Genomic DNA, 16,553 nt, shown 5'->3' on the forward strand with positions numbered 1-16,553 from the left:
CTGAATCTAAAAAAACCGCCTATCGGCGGTTTTTTGTTTTTGTTCAGTAAAACTTTGAACGAGCTTAACGGAACTGGCCCGCGTCAGGTAGAAACTCAAAGCCCGCCGTGGCGAGTTTTGTTTCTAGCGCCTGACGATCGATATCAAAAAACTTCACAAGTTCTTCAAGATCGCCTGCGAAGTCATCACGCAGTTTCAAGTTGACGATGCTCATAAGCATGATGGGATCCATGCTCTCAAATTTGGTGAGATCCATACTTAGTCCTCAAAGTCAGAGATAAGCAGGTTAGCCGCCGCGAAAGCCGCTTTTTCACGAACTTGCATATCTAGATTAGTATCTGCGGCAATTTCGTTTAGCGTGCGCACGGCACAGGTAATTGCCTGAGGAATATAGCCTTGGTCACCACTACCAATTTGTGCGTAAAGTTCGCGTACCAAATCACAACAATCGTAAACTTTCATCGTATTACTTCCACTATAAATGAGAACTTCTCTCACTATACTGTTTCTATTAGTTAAGTTCAAAGCCTGATAAACGCTTGAGATTGCGCTAACTCAAAGCGGCTTTAGGTTTGCTGATATATTACCCAGTTTTGTTATTCAGCCTTACTTGTTGGGTCTTATTTATTCAGCTGGAGTGATTCAGTTCTAGCTATTCAGTTGCAGTTCTAATTGCTGAGTGACTTCTGGCGCAAGGTTAAGTTGTTTGGCTAACTCTTGCAGATAGGCTCTTTCCATAAAGTTCTGTTCATCAACCACGATCAGTGATGCAAGATACACTTCTGATGCTTGTTGCGGAGTTCGAGCCAGTTGAGCGATCTGAGTTGGGTCGAGTGGTTTGTTGAGCTCTGCATGGATCAGAGCTTGCAATTGCGGATCAGCACCGGCTTGTTCCATTGCTGATTCAATATGTGCCATTTCAGCTTGGTCAACATGCCCATCGGCTTTGGCTGCGGCAATCATCGCTTTCAGAATGAGTTGCTCATGGACGGTGTCATTGGCATCAAAGGCTTCTGGTGCTGCTTGCGGATTGGATTGTTTGCCCTGCCAATCGTTATATACCTTGTAAGCCAGCGCGCCTAGAGCGGCTGCACCACCGACTTTAAGTGCATTTTTTCCCACTTTTTTACCGATCTTTTTACTCTTTTTTGAACCCATAAGTAGGTTGACCAGTCCGCCGCCAACCGCCCCAGCACCAAGAGATTTTAGAGCATTTGATGTTGATGCACTTTTGAGTTGTTGTTGACCTTGGCGAACCACATCGGAATTAAGTGCCTGATTAAGCAATGATTTGATATCCATAAGTACCTCAAGTTATTGGCTGTGAAGGGAGAGTCACTGAAACCAGATTAACTGAAGGAAAATGAACGGGGGATTAATGAAATGGAATCGAGAATACGGATGCGGGGTAAATAAATTAGCGGAAGAAAACGAGAGTCGAGATAAACTCAGACTCTCGTCCAATATAGTCGTGATCGTTAAGCGACATTCTCACAGCGCCTTCATTCCGTAGCGCAGCGTTCCGTCATCCGTGAGCTTGCGTTTTGTTTTATTCTGTTGCGTAGCCGTGCATACCGAGTTGTTCGCCGTCTAAAAAGGCTTTACCTTCACGCATTTCTAGGCGATCGTCCACGAACCACTTAGCGACCATAGGGTAGATGCGATGCTCTTGATTTTGTACGCGTTCAGTGAGTGTTTCGACGGTATCTTCGTCGAAAATTGGCACTTTTGCTTGTAAAATGACGGGACCGCCATCCAGTTGCTCTGTAACAAAATGGACACTCGTGCCGTGCTCTTCATCCCCTGCGTGGATCGCGCGCTGGTAAGTATTAAGACCCGGGTACTTAGGCAGTAGAGAAGGGTGGATATTGATCATGCGGCCTAAATAGTGGCGAACAAATTCACCACTTAGGATACGCATATAGCCAGCAAGGATGATTAAATCAGGTTTAAATTCATCCATTTGACGCATGAGTTCATGATCAAATGCGTCACGAGTATCGAATGCTTTAGGATCAAGAAATACCCCAGCAGCTCCTGCGATTTTTGCACGTTCTAGTGCGTAGGCTTCCACTTTATTAGAGAAAACCGCGGTCACTTTACCATTAGTAATTGTGCTTTCGCAGGCGTCGATGATCGCTTGCAGGTTGGTGCCATTTCCTGAAACTAAAACAACAATACTCTTCATAACTTAGTTGATCTCTACTTGCTCTTCACCTGCCTGTGCCGGTGCAATTGTGCCGATAACCCAAGCATTTTCGCCTTCTTGTTTAAGAAGTTCTACTGCTTCATTTGCTTGGTCTGCTGGCAATGCAACGATTAGACCTACGCCACAGTTAAAGGTGCGGTACATTTCATGTGTGGTTACGTTGCCTTGCTCTTGTAGCCATTTGAAGATGGCTGGCCATTCCCAGCTGTTGCCATCAATAACGGCTTTAGTGCCTTCAGGAAGTACACGTGGGATGTTTTCCCAGAAACCACCGCCAGTGATGTGTGAAATTGCATGGATGTCATGCTTTTCGATCATCTTAAGTGCTGATTTGATATAAATTTTTGTTGGTTCTAGAAGGTGCTCGCCAATAGTACGGCCTTCCAGCTCTTGATTCTTGTCTGCGCCAGACACTTCTAAAATTTTGCGTACCAGTGAGTAGCCATTTGAGTGTGGACCACTTGAACCTACTGCGATTAGAGCGTTACCTGCGGCGACTTTAGTCCCATCGATGATGTCTTCTTTCTCAACCACGCCAACACAGAAACCCGCGACGTCGTAGTCTTCGCCTTCATACATGCCCGGCATTTCGGCGGTTTCACCACCGATAAGCGCACAGCCTGCTTGTACACAACCTTCAGCAATACCAGAGACGACATCTGCTGCTGTATCAACATCGAGTTTGCCTGTTGCATAATAATCAAGGAAGAATAGTGGCTCTGCACCTTGCACGATAAGGTCGTTAACACACATTGCCACAAGATCGATGCCGATGGTGTCGTGTTTGTTCATATCCAACGCTAGGCGCAGTTTTGTACCTACACCATCCGTGCCAGAAACCAACACTGGTTGCTTATATTTGGTTGGCAGTTCACATAGGGCACCAAAGCCACCAATACCACCCATTACTTCAGGGCGACGAGTACGTTTTACAGCACCTTTGATACGATCAACAAGTGCGTTGCCTGCATCAATATCAACGCCTGCGTCTTTATAGCTAAGAGATGTGTTATTGCCACTCACGGGAAGTCCTCGGTCTAGTCAATTGGATATGAGAAAACGGCGCTATTCTAACAGTGGATAAAGCGCAATAGCAAACGTTTGCGCAAGTTTTTTATCTTACCCTAGATCAAGAAAAATAGAATGAAATCGTATATAATCTGAAGGTTTGTTTAAAAAATACTAAAAAGCCGGAGATGGACATGAAAGTTGTTGAAGTTAAACACCCGCTTGTTAAACACAAAATTGGTCTAATGAGAGAAGGTGACATCAGCACGAAGCGCTTCCGTGAATTAGCGACAGAAGTTGGTAGCCTACTAACTTATGAAGCAACCGCGGATTTTGAAACCGAGAAAGTAACCATTGAAGGCTGGAATGGTCCAGTTGAAGTTGACCAAATTAAAGGTAAAAAAGTTACTGTAGTGCCGATTCTACGTGCAGGTCTTGGCATGATGGATGGTGTACTAGAGCACGTACCTAGCGCACGTATTAGTGTAGTGGGTATTTACCGTGATGAAGAGACTCTAGAGCCAGTACCTTACTTTAATAAGCTTGCTTCTAACATTGACGAGCGTATTGCGCTAGTTGTTGACCCAATGCTTGCTACGGGTGGTTCTATGATTGCCACTATCGACCTTCTTAAAGAGAAAGGTTGCCAGGCAATCAAAGTACTTGTACTTGTAGCTGCACCAGAAGGTATCGAAGCACTTGAGCGTGCACACCCAGATGTAGAACTTTACACAGCAGCTATCGATGAGAAGCTAAACGATAAAGGTTACATCGTTCCGGGTCTAGGCGACGCAGGTGACAAGATCTTCGGTACTAAGTAAACCAAATAAAATGTAAAAAGAGGAGCTTTGGCTCCTCTTTTTTTGTTTGAGAGATAGGGCGCAAAGCGGGGCTTTGCTTCGGAAGACGAGCTGCGCTCTTGGATACGGGAACACGAATCAGAGATTCGTTTACGGAGTTGGGAATGCTAAGCGAGGCTTCACTTTGGGATAAGGTTTTCGGCTGAAAATGTTGTAAATGTCGTTGCTGAGTGTAACGATATTCCGTATTCCGTATTCCGTATTCCGTATTCCGTATTCCGTATTCCGTATTCCGTATTCCGTATTCCGTATTCCGTATTCCGTATTCCGTAGAAAAGTAATGCTTTGCGTTCGGTAGTTTACGTTCCCGCATCCCAAAAATCAGGCTTGCCAATGGCAAGCCTGATTTTTATTTCTTCAGACTCAGTGTCCCGCCTACGCGTGGAGCTGAATTTGGTTTGTGTTCGGCAGGTTTGCGGTTGTTAGGCTTCGCGTTGCCAGATTTGTTGTGGTTCGGTTTACCATGGTGTGGCTTGCCGCCATTCGCTTTGTCGTCTTTTGCTTTGTAAGATTCGCCATCGCGGTTTGGCTTGCTGTAACCTTTGCCTTTATTGTCGTTTGCACGATCTTTGTAGCTTGGTTTGTCATTGAAGCGATCACGATTACGCTCATTACCATGTTCATAACTACGTTCGTTATTACGAGAATGGCTACGCTCATTGTAGCGCTCGTCATTGCGTTCACCGCGACGCTCACTGTTATAGCTGTTGTTTTGGTTGCGACCTTTTTTCGAGTTCGGTGCGTGACGGAACTCATCAGCGTTGCGACCTTTAAACGTGCGCTCTTTTTGATTGCGACGGGCTGTTGAAGTTTGGTTCTCTTCACGGCTATCAAACAGTTTTGCATCGGTGGCTTTGCGAATACGCTTACCTTTTGCATCCAGTTTAGAAGCTTCTTCAGTACTCACCGAGCCTTCACACATGGCGTGAATTTCGTTGATTTCATCGTCCGATAAGTAGCGCCACTGACCGTTTGGAATGCCATCAAGACTGATGTTCATGATGCGCACGCGGCGGAGCTTAAATACTTCATAGCCCAGCGCTTCACACATGCGGCGGATCTGACGGTTTAAGCCTTGTGTCAGTACAATACGGAAAGAAAATTTAGTTTCCTGAGTCACCTTACAAGGTAAGGTAATCGTATCGAGAATATTTACACCTGAGCCCATAGCTTTAATAAACTCGTTGGTGATTGGCTTGTCGACACGTACCACATACTCTTTTTCGTGGTTGTTGCCTGCGCGCAGGATCTTGTTAACGATGTCGCCATCGTTAGTCAAAAAGATCAGACCATCTGAAGGTTTGTCCAAACGACCAATTGGGAAAATACGTGATTTATGGCCTATGAAGTCAACGATATTACCGGGAATATCGCGCTCAGTGGTACAAGTGATGCCGGTTGGTTTATTTAGCGCAATGTAAACCGGTTTCTCTTTAGCCTTGACAGGGTTGCCATCAATGCAGACATCATCACCCGGGAGTACTTTTGTACCCATTTCTGGCACTTGGCCATTAATGGTGACTCGACCTTGTTCGATCAGCTTATCGGCTTCACGACGTGAACAGTAACCTGTTTCACTGATGTATTTGTTTAGGCGTTTGGCATTATCTTGTGACATAGGATTTCTCTTAACGTTTCCCAACGGCAAATAGTAAGTGCCATGTGATTCCTTCCCATGGCATGTTAAAGCGCGGCGATTGTAGCAGTGCCGAGAGCATTAGCCCATTCGTTTTTGATGACGTTCGCGGTTTTCTAGCTTCTTATCGTCGCTTTTACGCAATAGGACATACACAGCGCCTGTACCACCATGGAAGCGTTGTGCGCTGTGAACACATTGCACATCGTTGATTTGGCTGAGCCATTGCGCCAAATAGCTTTTCATCATGGCTGGTGGATTTGAACGCTCACCACGGCCATGAACTATCGTCACGGTGCGAATGTCCATTCGCATACATTGCTTAAGGAAGCTTACTACTTCATCTCGCGCATCTTTTAATGTTTTGCGGTGCAAATCGAGTCGAGCTTGAATTGGGTATTTACCTAGACGCAATTTGCGGTAAACCCCATCTTGTACACCATCACGCTTAAACTCGATGATGTCATCGGGCTTAATCATTGGTGCATGGTCAATGGAAAGATATTCAGGGTTATCTTCAGTTAACCAAATAGCCGCTTCTCGTTTGGCTAGTTGCGCTTCACTCGCTCGATGCGATTTTTTAAGCTCAGCAGTATCATTGTGTAGGGGTTTTACATCCCCCATCATTTGCTGGAATAGCTCGAAGTCGTCTTGAGACATAAGTGCATCTCAGGGTAGGAGTTCAATATTGCAATTATACCTAGAGTTGGTCGAGAGTGATCATTATTTGTTTGGTGAGTTTAGAGAGAAGTGAAGAAAAAACCGAAGTGGACAGATAATCCACTTCGGTGCAAAGCGTTGGGCTACTACTAGCTGTGCTTAGCGATTCTAGTGAGGAGATTTGTCAGTCATCACCTTGTAAACGAAGAAACCACCATAAAATAGCATTAGACCTAAAGCGCCGAAAATAACGATCATTGACGAAAGTCCAACTGCATTACCAAAAAGGAGATCGAGCCAAAAGTCCATGTTTCCTCCAAAGTTCCGAAGACAAGGTCTAGGTTAACTTTTGGATAAAAATTATTAATGATCTGGATCAATTGTATTTTTAAGGTTGCCAATGTATTTCATTTAATGTGTTTTTGCTCACAATTTGTAGCCCGTTGATGGTGTTTTAGGCAAACGATTCGAAATGACGAACAAAGTGATGAAAACCACTTGCGTTGCTCGGAATAATCAGTAATATACGCATCCGTTGACGGGCAAAACGCTCGAATAAAACATCTCGGTGAATAGCGCAGCTTGGTAGCGCATCTGGTTTGGGACCAGAGGGTCGGGGGTTCGAATCCCTCTTCACCGACCATATTAAGAGAAAGGCTCTACAGCAATGTAGAGCCTTTTTCGCATTCAGAGGTATAGGTTAAGGAGAGGCGCAATCGGGGGCTGGCAGCCCAGTCGCATCGAATTCCTCTTCACCGACCATCTTCGAAAAAGCCGCAGTAAAAATACTGCGGCTTTTTTACGTTTGCGCATTAGCAGCGTATGAGGTCGGGTGCGGAATGCCGCCCAGCTGGAGCGCCAGTCCGATCAATCCCTCTTCACCGACCATATTAAGAGAAAGGCTCTGACTGCGCGTCCCGACAGCAATGTAGAGCCTTTTTCGCATTCAGAGGTATAGATTAAGGAGAGGCGCAATCGGGGGCTGGCAGCCCAGTCGCATCGAATTCCTCTTCACCGACCATCTTCGAAGAAGCCGCAGTAGAAATACTGCGGCTTTTTTACGTTTGTACTACTTAAAAGTTAAACTGGCAATTAGCGGCTTGGCTTTGAGAGCGTTGGGTGATCTTAAAGCCGCGGCTCTCTAGCAGAGCCAGTAGGTTGTCGGGACCAATTAAGTGTAAGGCGCCAACGACAATCAGGTAGTTACCCTCACTAGTGGGGAAGATCGAAGCTTGGGCGAGTTTCTCTGCCCAATCGCGGTTTCTTTGGTGCATAAACACTTCTTCCATTTGTGGTGACATTTCAGAGAGTCTGGCAAACTCATTAAGATTTTCAATATCTCCGCTTTTCCAGCTGCTAATTAGGCAGTGCGCCGCTTCCTCATTGATATCAAATTGCTCGATTGCCGAAGTGAGCAGCTCTTCACCGTCGTTTGGCAGGCTGGCCAACATATCAATTTGAAATTGGACTGATTCAAGGTTGTAGATGGGTTTATTCAGTGATGAAGCCTGCGTTAGGAGCGCTAAATCCACGCCATCTTGGGCTCGATAGCCTAAATACTCAATCTGTTGCTTCTGTATAGTTAATGCTGTAACCCATGGCGAAGCCATCAGCAACTGTTGGGCATCTAGACCAAGTAATCCAGCGATGCCTTTCAATTCACGAATATTGTTTTCGCTCAGCACTTGCTCGGTTGTCATTTTCATAGCTGGAAAGCGGATGTTTTGTTGAGTACGAATATCTGTTTCCACAACTAGTCCGTCGGAGTGCTCTAAAAATGTAGTGACGTTTACAGGTAGTGGATACATGGACTTATCGCCAACATGCACCGAACCGAGTAGCAAATAGTTCAAATTCCCTTTACTTGCCTGCCAATAGAGTGGTTCCGCTTGGGAAAGGGGAGTAAAGAAAATAAAAAGTAATAGGTAGTAGAATTTTTTCATAGCGCGCTCAGGGATCCATGGGTCCTATTTACTATAACAACTCAGTGAGAGAAATCAGGAATGTGAAGTAAGGCATTGGCATCGAGAGTGCGAGAGAGGAATAAATTCGTGATCTATGACGCATTAGTTTGTCGAATGAAATAAGCGCGTCGAGGGGGTAATTAAATTTTCGATGTGAAATAACTCGCAAAAATTGGGTGGCGAGGTATGGATGTTTTTAGCGAGTTAGAGAAGAAAATAAAAAGCCCAGCATAAAGCTGGGCTATAAAGTCGAACTCTTACGCCTAATTAAGCGACTTGAGTTTGTTGTTCTTCGATTTGCTGTTCAGTGCTGATAGGCGATTCGGCGCCGTGCATCCAACGAACTAGCGTGTTTGAGAACAATAGTAGAACTACGCCACTAATGGTTGCTGTAACTGCAATGCCGCTAAAGATAGATAGTGCGCCTAGTTCACCCACGTGTGAGCCAACATAACCTGCTACATAGTTTGCGATAGCGTTACAACCGAACCATGCTCCCATCATTAGCGATGCTAGACGTAGTGGTGCAAGTTTGGTTACCAGTGACAGACCAATTGGCGATAGGCATAGTTCACCCAAAGTATGGAAGAAGAACGCACCAACTAGCCAAAGCATAGAAGTCTTCACTGTTGTGTCGCCACCTTGCTCCATTACCGCACCGACCATACATAGGAAGCCAAGCGCCAGGAAGAACATTGCTAAAGCGAATTTTACTGGTGAGTTTGGCTCACGTTTACCCAGTTTAACCCAAAGCACAGCAAGTAACGGCGCTAGAGTGATAATGAAGAATGGGTTAAGTGACTGGAACCACGCCGCAGGGACTTCAAAACCGCCAATCATACGATCAGTGTATTGCTGAGTGTAGATATTCATTAGACCGCCAGCTTGTTCAAAGCCCGCCCAGAATACGATGGTAAAGACACTCATCACTAAGATAACTTTGATACGGTCAAATTCTTCTTTAGTTAGCGGCTCTTTCTTGTTTGAGTTTTTAAGCTCAAGATCGCGTTTCGCTGCTGGCTCTCTACCGATATCGCCCAACCATGATTGTGCTAGCGTCATTTGCATGACTAAGCTCATTAGCATACCGATACCTGCAGCAACAAAGCCTGCTTTCCAACCAAATTCGTTAGTTACAGAGCCTGATACGACACCCGCCAGCAATGCACCAATGTTGATGCCCATATAAAAGATAGTAAATGCGCCATCACGACGGTTATCACCTTCTTTGTATAGGTCGCCCACCATTGTTGAAATGTTTGGCTTAAATAGACCGTTACCAGCGATAAGCAGTGCAAGACCTAGGTAGAAACTGTGTAGCACGCTTAAGCCAAGCATATCGGCAGGAATGGCTAGCGTGAACTGACCAATTGCCATAAGCGCACCACCGATAAGGATAGAGCGGCGTTGGCCTAAGTAGTTATCGGCTAACCAACCACCGATTAGGGGAGTGATATAGACGAGTCCAGTATAGATGCCGTAGAGATCTAGAGCATCTTTAGTCGACCAGCCTAAACCGCCGTTTAAAGTTGTATCTGTTAGATATAGCACTAAGATTGCGCGCATTGCGTAGTAGGAGAAACGCTCCCAAAGCTCAGTACCGAATAATAAGAACAGTCCGCGTGGGTGTCCTAGGATTTGATGATGCTGTGTTGACATAAATTTTACTAATAGATTTTGTTAAAGAATTTTATGTGGGAAATATCTATACAGGATGAGATTAAGTATTGCAAATTATTAATTTGTTGGAATTTGCATAAAAAATGTGACAAGTGTATGTTTTGTGGTGCTTTGAAGAGTCTAAGTTTGGGTTTTTTACATGATTAAAACTTAGGTTCCATATTTGGTGGTAGTTTGATTTATTTGGCTTTTTCGGCATGAAAAACCAATAAAAAAGGGCGCCGAGCGCCCTTTAGTCTATAAGGTTAACGAAGTGTTAATAAGAGTCGTTATGAACCGCTTTTACCGCGCGACCTGAAGGATCTGCATTGTTTTTGAACGATTCATCCCACTCAATCGCTTTTGCTGACGAACACGCCACTGATGGACCACCCGGAACACACTCAGCAGCCGATGGCAGCGGGAATAACTCTTCAAAGATCTCACGATAAACGTAACCTTCTTTGGTGGTTGGTGTGTTGTATGGGAAGCGATATGCAGCGGTTTCTAATTGTTGGTCGGTTACCTTCTCTTCAGCGACCGCTTTTAAGGTATCAATCCAGCTGTAGCCGACACCGTCTGAGAACTGCTCTTTCTGACGCCAAGCAATTGCCTCTGGTAGGTAATGCTCAAAACACTCACGTAGGATGTGTTTTTCCATTTTACCGTTACCACACATTTTATCCGCTGGGTTTAGACGCATCGCCACATCAATAAACTCTTTGTCGAGGAATGGTACACGACCTTCTACGCCCCATGCTGCGAGTGATTTGTTGGCGCGAGCACAGTCAAACATGTTGAGCGCCAGCAGTTTACGCACCGTTTCTTCATGGAATTCTTGCGCGTTTGGTGCCTTGTGGAAGTATAGGTAGCCACCAAAGATCTCGTCAGCGCCTTCGCCTGAGAGTACCATTTTGATGCCCATCGCTTTGATCTTACGTCCCATGAGGAACATCGGTGTCGAAGCTCGGATGGTGGTCACGTCATAAGTTTCAATGTGGTAAATCACATCGCGCATCGCATCCAAACCTTCTTGGATGGTATAGGTCATTTCATGGTGAACGGTACCGATTTGGTCCGCGACTTCACGTGCTGCTTTTAGGTCGGGTGCACCTTCTAAGCCAATCGCAAATGAGTGCAGTTGTGGCCACCAAGCTTCAGATTTTTCATCATCTTCGATGCGCATCGCCGCAAAGCGTTTTGCAACCGCAGAAGTAATCGAGGAGTCTAAGCCTCCGGAAAGTAATACGCCGTAAGGCACATCTGTCATTAACTGACGTTTCACTGCCGCTTCTAATGCTTCGGTCAGCTCTTCTTTGCTAGATAGGTTACCTTGTACTGCTGCGTATTCGTTCCAATCGCGAATGTAGTAACGTTGTGGTTCGCTGTCGCTACTTGCGTAGTAGCTGCCTGGAGGAAACTCGCTGATGGTTTTACATACAGGAACCAGAGCCTTCATTTCAGAAGCGACGTAGTAGTTACCGTGCTCATCATAACCTTGGTATAGAGGGATGATACCAATGTGATCACGACCAATTAAGTACTCATCTTTTTCTTCATCGTAGAGAACGAAAGCAAAGATACCGTTTAGCTCTTCAAGTAGATCTGCACCCATTTCTTGGTAAAGCGCCAAAATAACTTCACAGTCAGAATCGGTTTGAAAGTCGTATTTACCTTCGTAACGAGCGCGGATCTCTTTGTGGTTGTAGATTTCGCCGTTTACCGCCAGGATGTGTTTGCCATTTGGGCTGTAGAGCGGCTGAGCGCCACTATTTAGGCCAACGATAGCGAGACGTTCGTGCGCAAGTATCGCTTTATCTGATGAATAGATACCTGACCAATCTGGGCCACGGTGGCGCAACTTTTTCGACATCTCAAGTGCGATTGGGCGTAATTGGGCTGCATCACTTTTGATGTCTAAAATGCCAAAAATTGAACACATACAAATCCCTCATGTAAACTTTATTTAATCTGTTAGCTATAAACTTGCCATTTTGGTTAAGAAAATCAACCTTAATCGATAAAAAAAATGACAAAACAGCGAATGAATTAAATAATATTTAATATATTTCTTAAATGTTAAAAAAAATCCACCAATCGGTGGATTTTAGTACAATTTGGCCGCGTTTTTTGTTTAAAACATCACTAAAATTAAGGTTTTTGGAAGTTTGGCTTGAGTTGGTCGCAAACATTGTTAGCAAAACCGGCACCAGCTTCGCTATAGATGTTAAACGCGGCATCGACACCGTTTTCCAACAGAATATCCATTTGATCTTGATACTCAGCTATTGCGGCAATCTGCCCTTGGAAATTGCGCGATTGAAGCTGTTCTAGAGCGATTTGGTTACCTTGATGGTGTGGCATGGCAAGAAGCACAAGTTTTACATGTGCGGTATCGAGTATGCGCTCCCAGAAATCAGGGTCGGTGGCATCACCTTGAATCACATTGCGCCCTTTCTCTCGGTGATGTTTGGCCGCTTCGTCCCGCACTTCGATGCCTAAGCTAATATTGCCGTAATTACTTACGAGTTCATCATAGGCTCCGGTGCCTATGCGCCCCATGCCAAGGATTAACACTTGTGCACTGCCTGGGTTGATCAATTGGTCACGTTGATTGAGTTTTTCTGCGGCATGTTCTTTTAGCCAACGGTTTGAACGCTGATAAATTTCATGTCCTTTACGGTTAATGGGTGCAGAGATAACAAACGAGATGGAAACGGCTAACGCGAGCGCGACGAGAATATCACCGCTCATCCAGTCCATCTTAAATGCCAGTCCACCTACAATTAGACCAAATTCACTGAAGTTAAATAGGCTCAGTGAAGCGAGTAGTGAAGTGCGTACACGGAACTTAAATGCGTTAAGCACTAGGAAGTAAAGTAACCCTTTAATCGGCAGCAATAGCAAGAACAGCAGTGCGAGTGCTAAACCTGTCATGGTTGGTTGAGCAGATAAACCAATGTTGAGGAAGAAGCAGACTAAGAACAGTTCTTTTAGATTGAATAAGGATTTGGACAACTCAGAGGCTTTCTTATGGCCGGCAAGGAGCATACCCAAAATTAGCGCACCAAGGTCTGCTTTCATCCCAACAAGTTCAAATAAGCCAGCGCCTACCACCAAAGCAAAGAAGATACCAAATAGTACCAACATTTCGCCGTGACCGACTTTATCTAATAACTTGAAGAAAAGAGGGCGCAGCAATGGCAAGGCAAACAGAGCGATGGCGTACCATTCAGGTATTTTGCCGGTTGATGCGGTAAGGAAAATCACGGCAAAGATATCTTGCATAACCAAGATGCCGATCGCGAGTGTACCGTAGGTGGCATTCATCTCGCCTTTTTCTTGCAGTGATTTCACTGCAAATACGGTACTTGAGAAGGAAAGAGCAAAGCCAAGTAACACGACTTGCTCAATGTTCATAGAGGCGATACTACTCACCCCAAGAACTTTCAATAGCAGCAGTGCGGCGGTAAAAAGTGCGGTTGAAAGAAGATTGTGTACCGTCGCGCCTGCCCAGATTTCTTTTGAAAGTAGAGTTTTGATATCCAGTTTTAAGCCAATGGTGAATAGCAGTAAAGTCACCCCGAGATCGGCAAGTGCCACAATGGTGTCGTTACTTGTATAGCCAAAGGCACTTAAGCCGAAGCCAGCTAATAAGAATCCGACCAGTGGCGGTAAGTTGCATTTGAGCGCGATAAAGCCAGCTGCAAATGCCGCTGTGATTAATGTAAGTTCCATATAGTTAAAGTTTTACTTCCCACAAAAAATAAAGGCTACGTCAGTGACGCAGCCTCTTATTCTAACGCAACAATATGCTTAATCTATCAATCTTCGAGCAATTTTTGTAACAAAACGCCGTTTAACATTGCGCGTTTGATCATTGCAAAGGCACTTAATGTTGGTTGTTTGTCAATTTCTGAGGCGACAATTGGCAAGTCAGTATGGAAAGTGGTTAAAGATTGGTTTTCCACATTGCGGCGAATCGCTGGGAATAGAATATCTTCACATGAGGTGATATCACCAGCGATGATCACTTTTTGTGGGTTAAATAAGTTAATCGTGATAGCAACCGCTTTACCTAACTGATTACCAACGCGAACTAGGCTTTGTTTTGCAAGTTCATCACCAAGGTTGGCATGATCACATACATCTTTGATGGTGATGGTTTCCAGTTGAGCTAAGCTCGATTCGTAGCCCTGTGCGATTAATTTCTTAACGCGATCCACAATAGCAGGGTTTGCCGCTACGGTCTCTAAGCAACCAAAGTTACCACATTGACACTGTTCACCTAGCGGGTCGATCTGGATGTGACCAATTTCACCAACGTTACGGTTATAGCCTAAGAATACCTGACCGTTAACGATGATACCTGCACCTGTACCGCGATGGACACTGACTAAGATTGAGTCTTGGCTATCTTTGCTTGCGCCAAAGTAGTGCTCTGCCAATGCCATACCACGCACGTCGTTGCCTACGAAACATTCAACGTGGAAGGTATTACGAATTAAATCGCCTAACGCGAGATTGTCGACATTAATGTTTGGCATGTATTCAATCACGCCAGTTTCAGGATTAATCAAACCTGGTAGGGCGATACCAATTGCGATCAGTTGATTGATGATAGCTTGGTTGTCTTGGATAAAACTTTTTAGAAATTGCAGTAGACCATCAACCAACTCACCTTGGGTGGTGTAGTAAAATTCTTGATAGTCAGTTGCTAATTCTTTTCCGCCTAGGTCGAATAAACTGAATTGAATGTAGTCTCGGCCAAGGCGCACCGCGACTGAGTGAAAAGGTTCCACTTCCGTCGTTAAAGAGATCGCTCTGCGACCTCCGGTCGATGCTTGTTGCGCGACCTCTTTAACAAGGCCGCGTTCAAGTAGTTGGCGGGTAATTTTTGTTACGCTAGCTGGTGCTAACTGACTTACATCAGCCACTTGGATCCTAGAGATAGGACCTTGTTGGTCAATCAGCCTGTAAACCGCTGCACTATTTAGTTGCTTGACTAAATCTACGTTACCTATTTGTCCGCCATTCATGTTTACACTTGCTCGTACTGTCCGTTAACAATATTCGCTTGGATAGTGAAGTCACGATCAAAAATAGTCAGGTTTGCAACCATGCCTTTCTTGATACGACCAAGTTTGTTATCAACCTTGATTGCTTTCGCTGGGTACAAAGTAGCCATGCGTAGTGCTTCATCCAATGCGATGCCGACGTGCTCAACTGTATTTTGAACTGCTTCAATCATAGTTAGCGCTGAGCCGCCCAATGTGCCGTTTTCATCAACACACTTACCATCACGGTAATATACTTTCTTGCCTACAAAAATAAAGTAATCCATCTCAGCACCTGCAGGAGCTGTGGCATCGGTCACTAATACTAATTTTTCACCTTTAATTTTGTGAGCAATTCGAATGTTCGCGTAATCAACATGGAAGCCATCTGCAATGATACCCGCGTATACATCTTGGGTATCGTAAATCGCACCAACAACACCAGGTTCACGACCGACCATAGGTGTCATCGCATTGAATAGGTGAGTGGCAAAAGTAATACCACTTTCAAAGCTTTGGCGTGCTTCTGCGTAGGTTGCATTGGTGTGACCAATTGATACTACGATCCCTGCGTCACGTAGACGTTCGATGTGCTTAGGATCGTTGTGTTCAGGTGCAAGCGTTACTTTTGCAATCACATCTGCGTTATCGCACATAAAGTCAACCATGCTGTCGTCAGATGGACGGATATAGTCAACGCTATGAATACCTTTTTTTGCAACGTTAAGATATGGACCTTCTAGGTGTAGCCCTAGAGATTGGTTTTGATGCAATGCATGGTAGTCGCGAGCTGCAGCTACTGCTTGGCGCATGTTTTCGTCAGATGAAGTAATCAGTGTTGGTAAGAAGCTAGTACAACCCGACTTTAGGTTAGCTTCGTGCATGATTTGAATGGTTTCAGCCGTGATTTCGTCGTTGAACATAACACCGCCACAACCGTTTAGTTGCAGGTCGATAAAGCCAGGGCTCAGGTTAGCGCCATTTAGATCATGGGTTACGATGTCCGCTGCAAGCTCAGCAACAGGGCATACAGACTCGATAATTCCGTCATTGATGATCACAGCATGGTCAACGAGAACATCGCTGCCTGTATAAATTTTACAGTTAGTTAGCGCATACATGATTAACTAATCCTTATATGTTGAAATCTGGGGTTCATGGCCACTCAAATCGAAGAAATTTTCCTCACTTGTCTACTTAATTTGTGAGCTTCAATTAGGCCGCAAAATATCTTTAGCAAAGGATGATTTTGTCCTGTTTTTGCTTCACTTTCGTGCTTTCCGTCGCGAAAAAAATCTATCTTTATTTATAATTATGTCATAACGCATAAAGCCTTAACCAAACAGACTTTATCGCTGATATGAGCCACTCTACATAGCGAGAATAATATCCGCTATTAGCCATTTTTTTGAATTGTAAAATAAGTTTTATGATCTCGCTAGCAAAAACCTTCGATCACACCTGTTTCTGGTGACTATGATCACAAATGATAAGGTTTTA

The 16,553-nt window shown here is 44.7% G+C and carries 15 protein-coding genes and 1 tRNA gene; 2 read left to right on the forward strand and 14 right to left on the reverse strand.

Going from position 1 to position 16,553, the window contains the following annotated elements; all coding sequences use genetic code 11:
* Positions 1–64 precede the first annotated feature (64 nt).
* From IRQ95_RS12335 to purM, 5 genes are all read right to left on the reverse strand, one after another.
* On the reverse strand, positions 65–256 hold the full coding sequence (locus IRQ95_RS12335; RefSeq protein ID WP_194437219.1) for a DUF4250 domain-containing protein: 192 nt from the start codon (positions 254–256) through the stop codon (positions 65–67).
* Between the two features lie 2 nt (positions 257–258).
* A complete protein-coding gene (locus tag IRQ95_RS12340) occupies positions 259–462 on the reverse strand; it encodes a YaeP family protein (RefSeq protein ID WP_075651756.1) in 204 nt (67 codons plus the stop codon).
* A 186-nt stretch (positions 463–648) separates the two neighbouring features.
* On the reverse strand, positions 649–1,302 hold the full coding sequence (locus IRQ95_RS12345; RefSeq protein WP_194437220.1) for a tellurite resistance TerB family protein: 654 nt from the start codon (positions 1,300–1,302) through the stop codon (positions 649–651).
* A gap of 247 nt (positions 1,303–1,549) precedes the next feature.
* Positions 1,550–2,188: a phosphoribosylglycinamide formyltransferase gene (gene purN / locus IRQ95_RS12350; RefSeq protein WP_194437221.1), complete on the reverse strand. Its 639-nt coding sequence runs from the start codon at positions 2,186–2,188 to the stop codon at positions 1,550–1,552.
* 3 nt (positions 2,189–2,191) lie between these two features.
* Positions 2,192–3,232: a phosphoribosylformylglycinamidine cyclo-ligase gene (gene purM / locus IRQ95_RS12355; RefSeq protein ID WP_194437222.1), complete on the reverse strand. Its 1,041-nt coding sequence runs from the start codon at positions 3,230–3,232 to the stop codon at positions 2,192–2,194.
* A gap of 179 nt (positions 3,233–3,411) precedes the next feature.
* Here purM and upp point away from each other — a divergent pair, with 179 nt between their 5' ends.
* Entirely contained in the window at positions 3,412–4,038 is a 627-nt protein-coding gene (gene upp / locus IRQ95_RS12360; RefSeq protein WP_194437223.1) for a uracil phosphoribosyltransferase, read from the forward strand.
* A gap of 388 nt (positions 4,039–4,426) precedes the next feature.
* On the opposite strand, the gene rluF is transcribed toward upp, so the two are convergent.
* From rluF to IRQ95_RS12375, 3 genes are all read right to left on the reverse strand, one after another.
* On the reverse strand, positions 4,427–5,695 hold the full coding sequence (gene rluF, locus IRQ95_RS12365) for a 23S rRNA pseudouridine(2604) synthase RluF (RefSeq protein WP_194437224.1): 1,269 nt from the start codon (positions 5,693–5,695) through the stop codon (positions 4,427–4,429).
* A 99-nt stretch (positions 5,696–5,794) separates the two neighbouring features.
* Positions 5,795–6,373, reverse strand: a complete 579-nt coding sequence (smrA, locus tag IRQ95_RS12370) for a DNA endonuclease SmrA (RefSeq protein ID WP_194437225.1) — start codon at positions 6,371–6,373, stop codon at positions 5,795–5,797.
* A 168-nt stretch (positions 6,374–6,541) separates the two neighbouring features.
* Positions 6,542–6,682, reverse strand: a complete 141-nt coding sequence (locus IRQ95_RS12375) for a DUF3149 domain-containing protein (RefSeq protein WP_075651770.1) — start codon at positions 6,680–6,682, stop codon at positions 6,542–6,544.
* A gap of 257 nt (positions 6,683–6,939) precedes the next feature.
* On the opposite strand from IRQ95_RS12375, the gene IRQ95_RS12380 reads away from it, so the two are divergent.
* Positions 6,940–7,016, forward strand: a tRNA-Pro gene (locus IRQ95_RS12380).
* A 430-nt stretch (positions 7,017–7,446) separates the two neighbouring features.
* On the opposite strand, the gene IRQ95_RS12385 is transcribed toward IRQ95_RS12380, so the two are convergent.
* The 6 genes from IRQ95_RS12385 to nagA form a co-directional block, all read right to left on the reverse strand.
* Positions 7,447–8,316 carry a TraB/GumN family protein gene (locus tag IRQ95_RS12385; protein ID WP_194437226.1) on the reverse strand — a complete coding sequence of 290 codons (870 nt, stop codon included), beginning with the start codon at positions 8,314–8,316 and terminating at the stop codon, positions 7,447–7,449.
* 288 nt (positions 8,317–8,604) lie between these two features.
* Positions 8,605–9,996: a peptide MFS transporter gene (locus IRQ95_RS12390; protein WP_075652191.1), complete on the reverse strand. Its 1,392-nt coding sequence runs from the start codon at positions 9,994–9,996 to the stop codon at positions 8,605–8,607.
* A gap of 277 nt (positions 9,997–10,273) precedes the next feature.
* Complete coding sequence (asnB, locus tag IRQ95_RS12395; protein ID WP_194437227.1) at positions 10,274–11,938, reverse strand: asparagine synthase B; 1,665 nt, start codon at positions 11,936–11,938, stop codon at positions 10,274–10,276.
* 209 nt (positions 11,939–12,147) lie between these two features.
* Positions 12,148–13,734 carry a cation:proton antiporter family protein gene (locus IRQ95_RS12400; RefSeq protein WP_194437228.1) on the reverse strand — a complete coding sequence of 529 codons (1,587 nt, stop codon included), beginning with the start codon at positions 13,732–13,734 and terminating at the stop codon, positions 12,148–12,150.
* An 86-nt stretch (positions 13,735–13,820) separates the two neighbouring features.
* Complete coding sequence (gene nagC / locus IRQ95_RS12405; RefSeq protein WP_194437229.1) at positions 13,821–15,035, reverse strand: DNA-binding transcriptional regulator NagC; 1,215 nt, start codon at positions 15,033–15,035, stop codon at positions 13,821–13,823.
* Between the two features lie 2 nt (positions 15,036–15,037).
* On the reverse strand, positions 15,038–16,174 hold the full coding sequence (gene nagA, locus IRQ95_RS12410) for an N-acetylglucosamine-6-phosphate deacetylase (protein WP_194437230.1): 1,137 nt from the start codon (positions 16,172–16,174) through the stop codon (positions 15,038–15,040).
* Between the last annotated feature and the right edge of the window lie 379 nt (positions 16,175–16,553).

The sequence above is a fragment of the Vibrio fluminensis genome (assembly GCF_015278125.1).
Lineage (GTDB): Bacteria > Pseudomonadota > Gammaproteobacteria > Enterobacterales > Vibrionaceae > Vibrio > Vibrio fluminensis.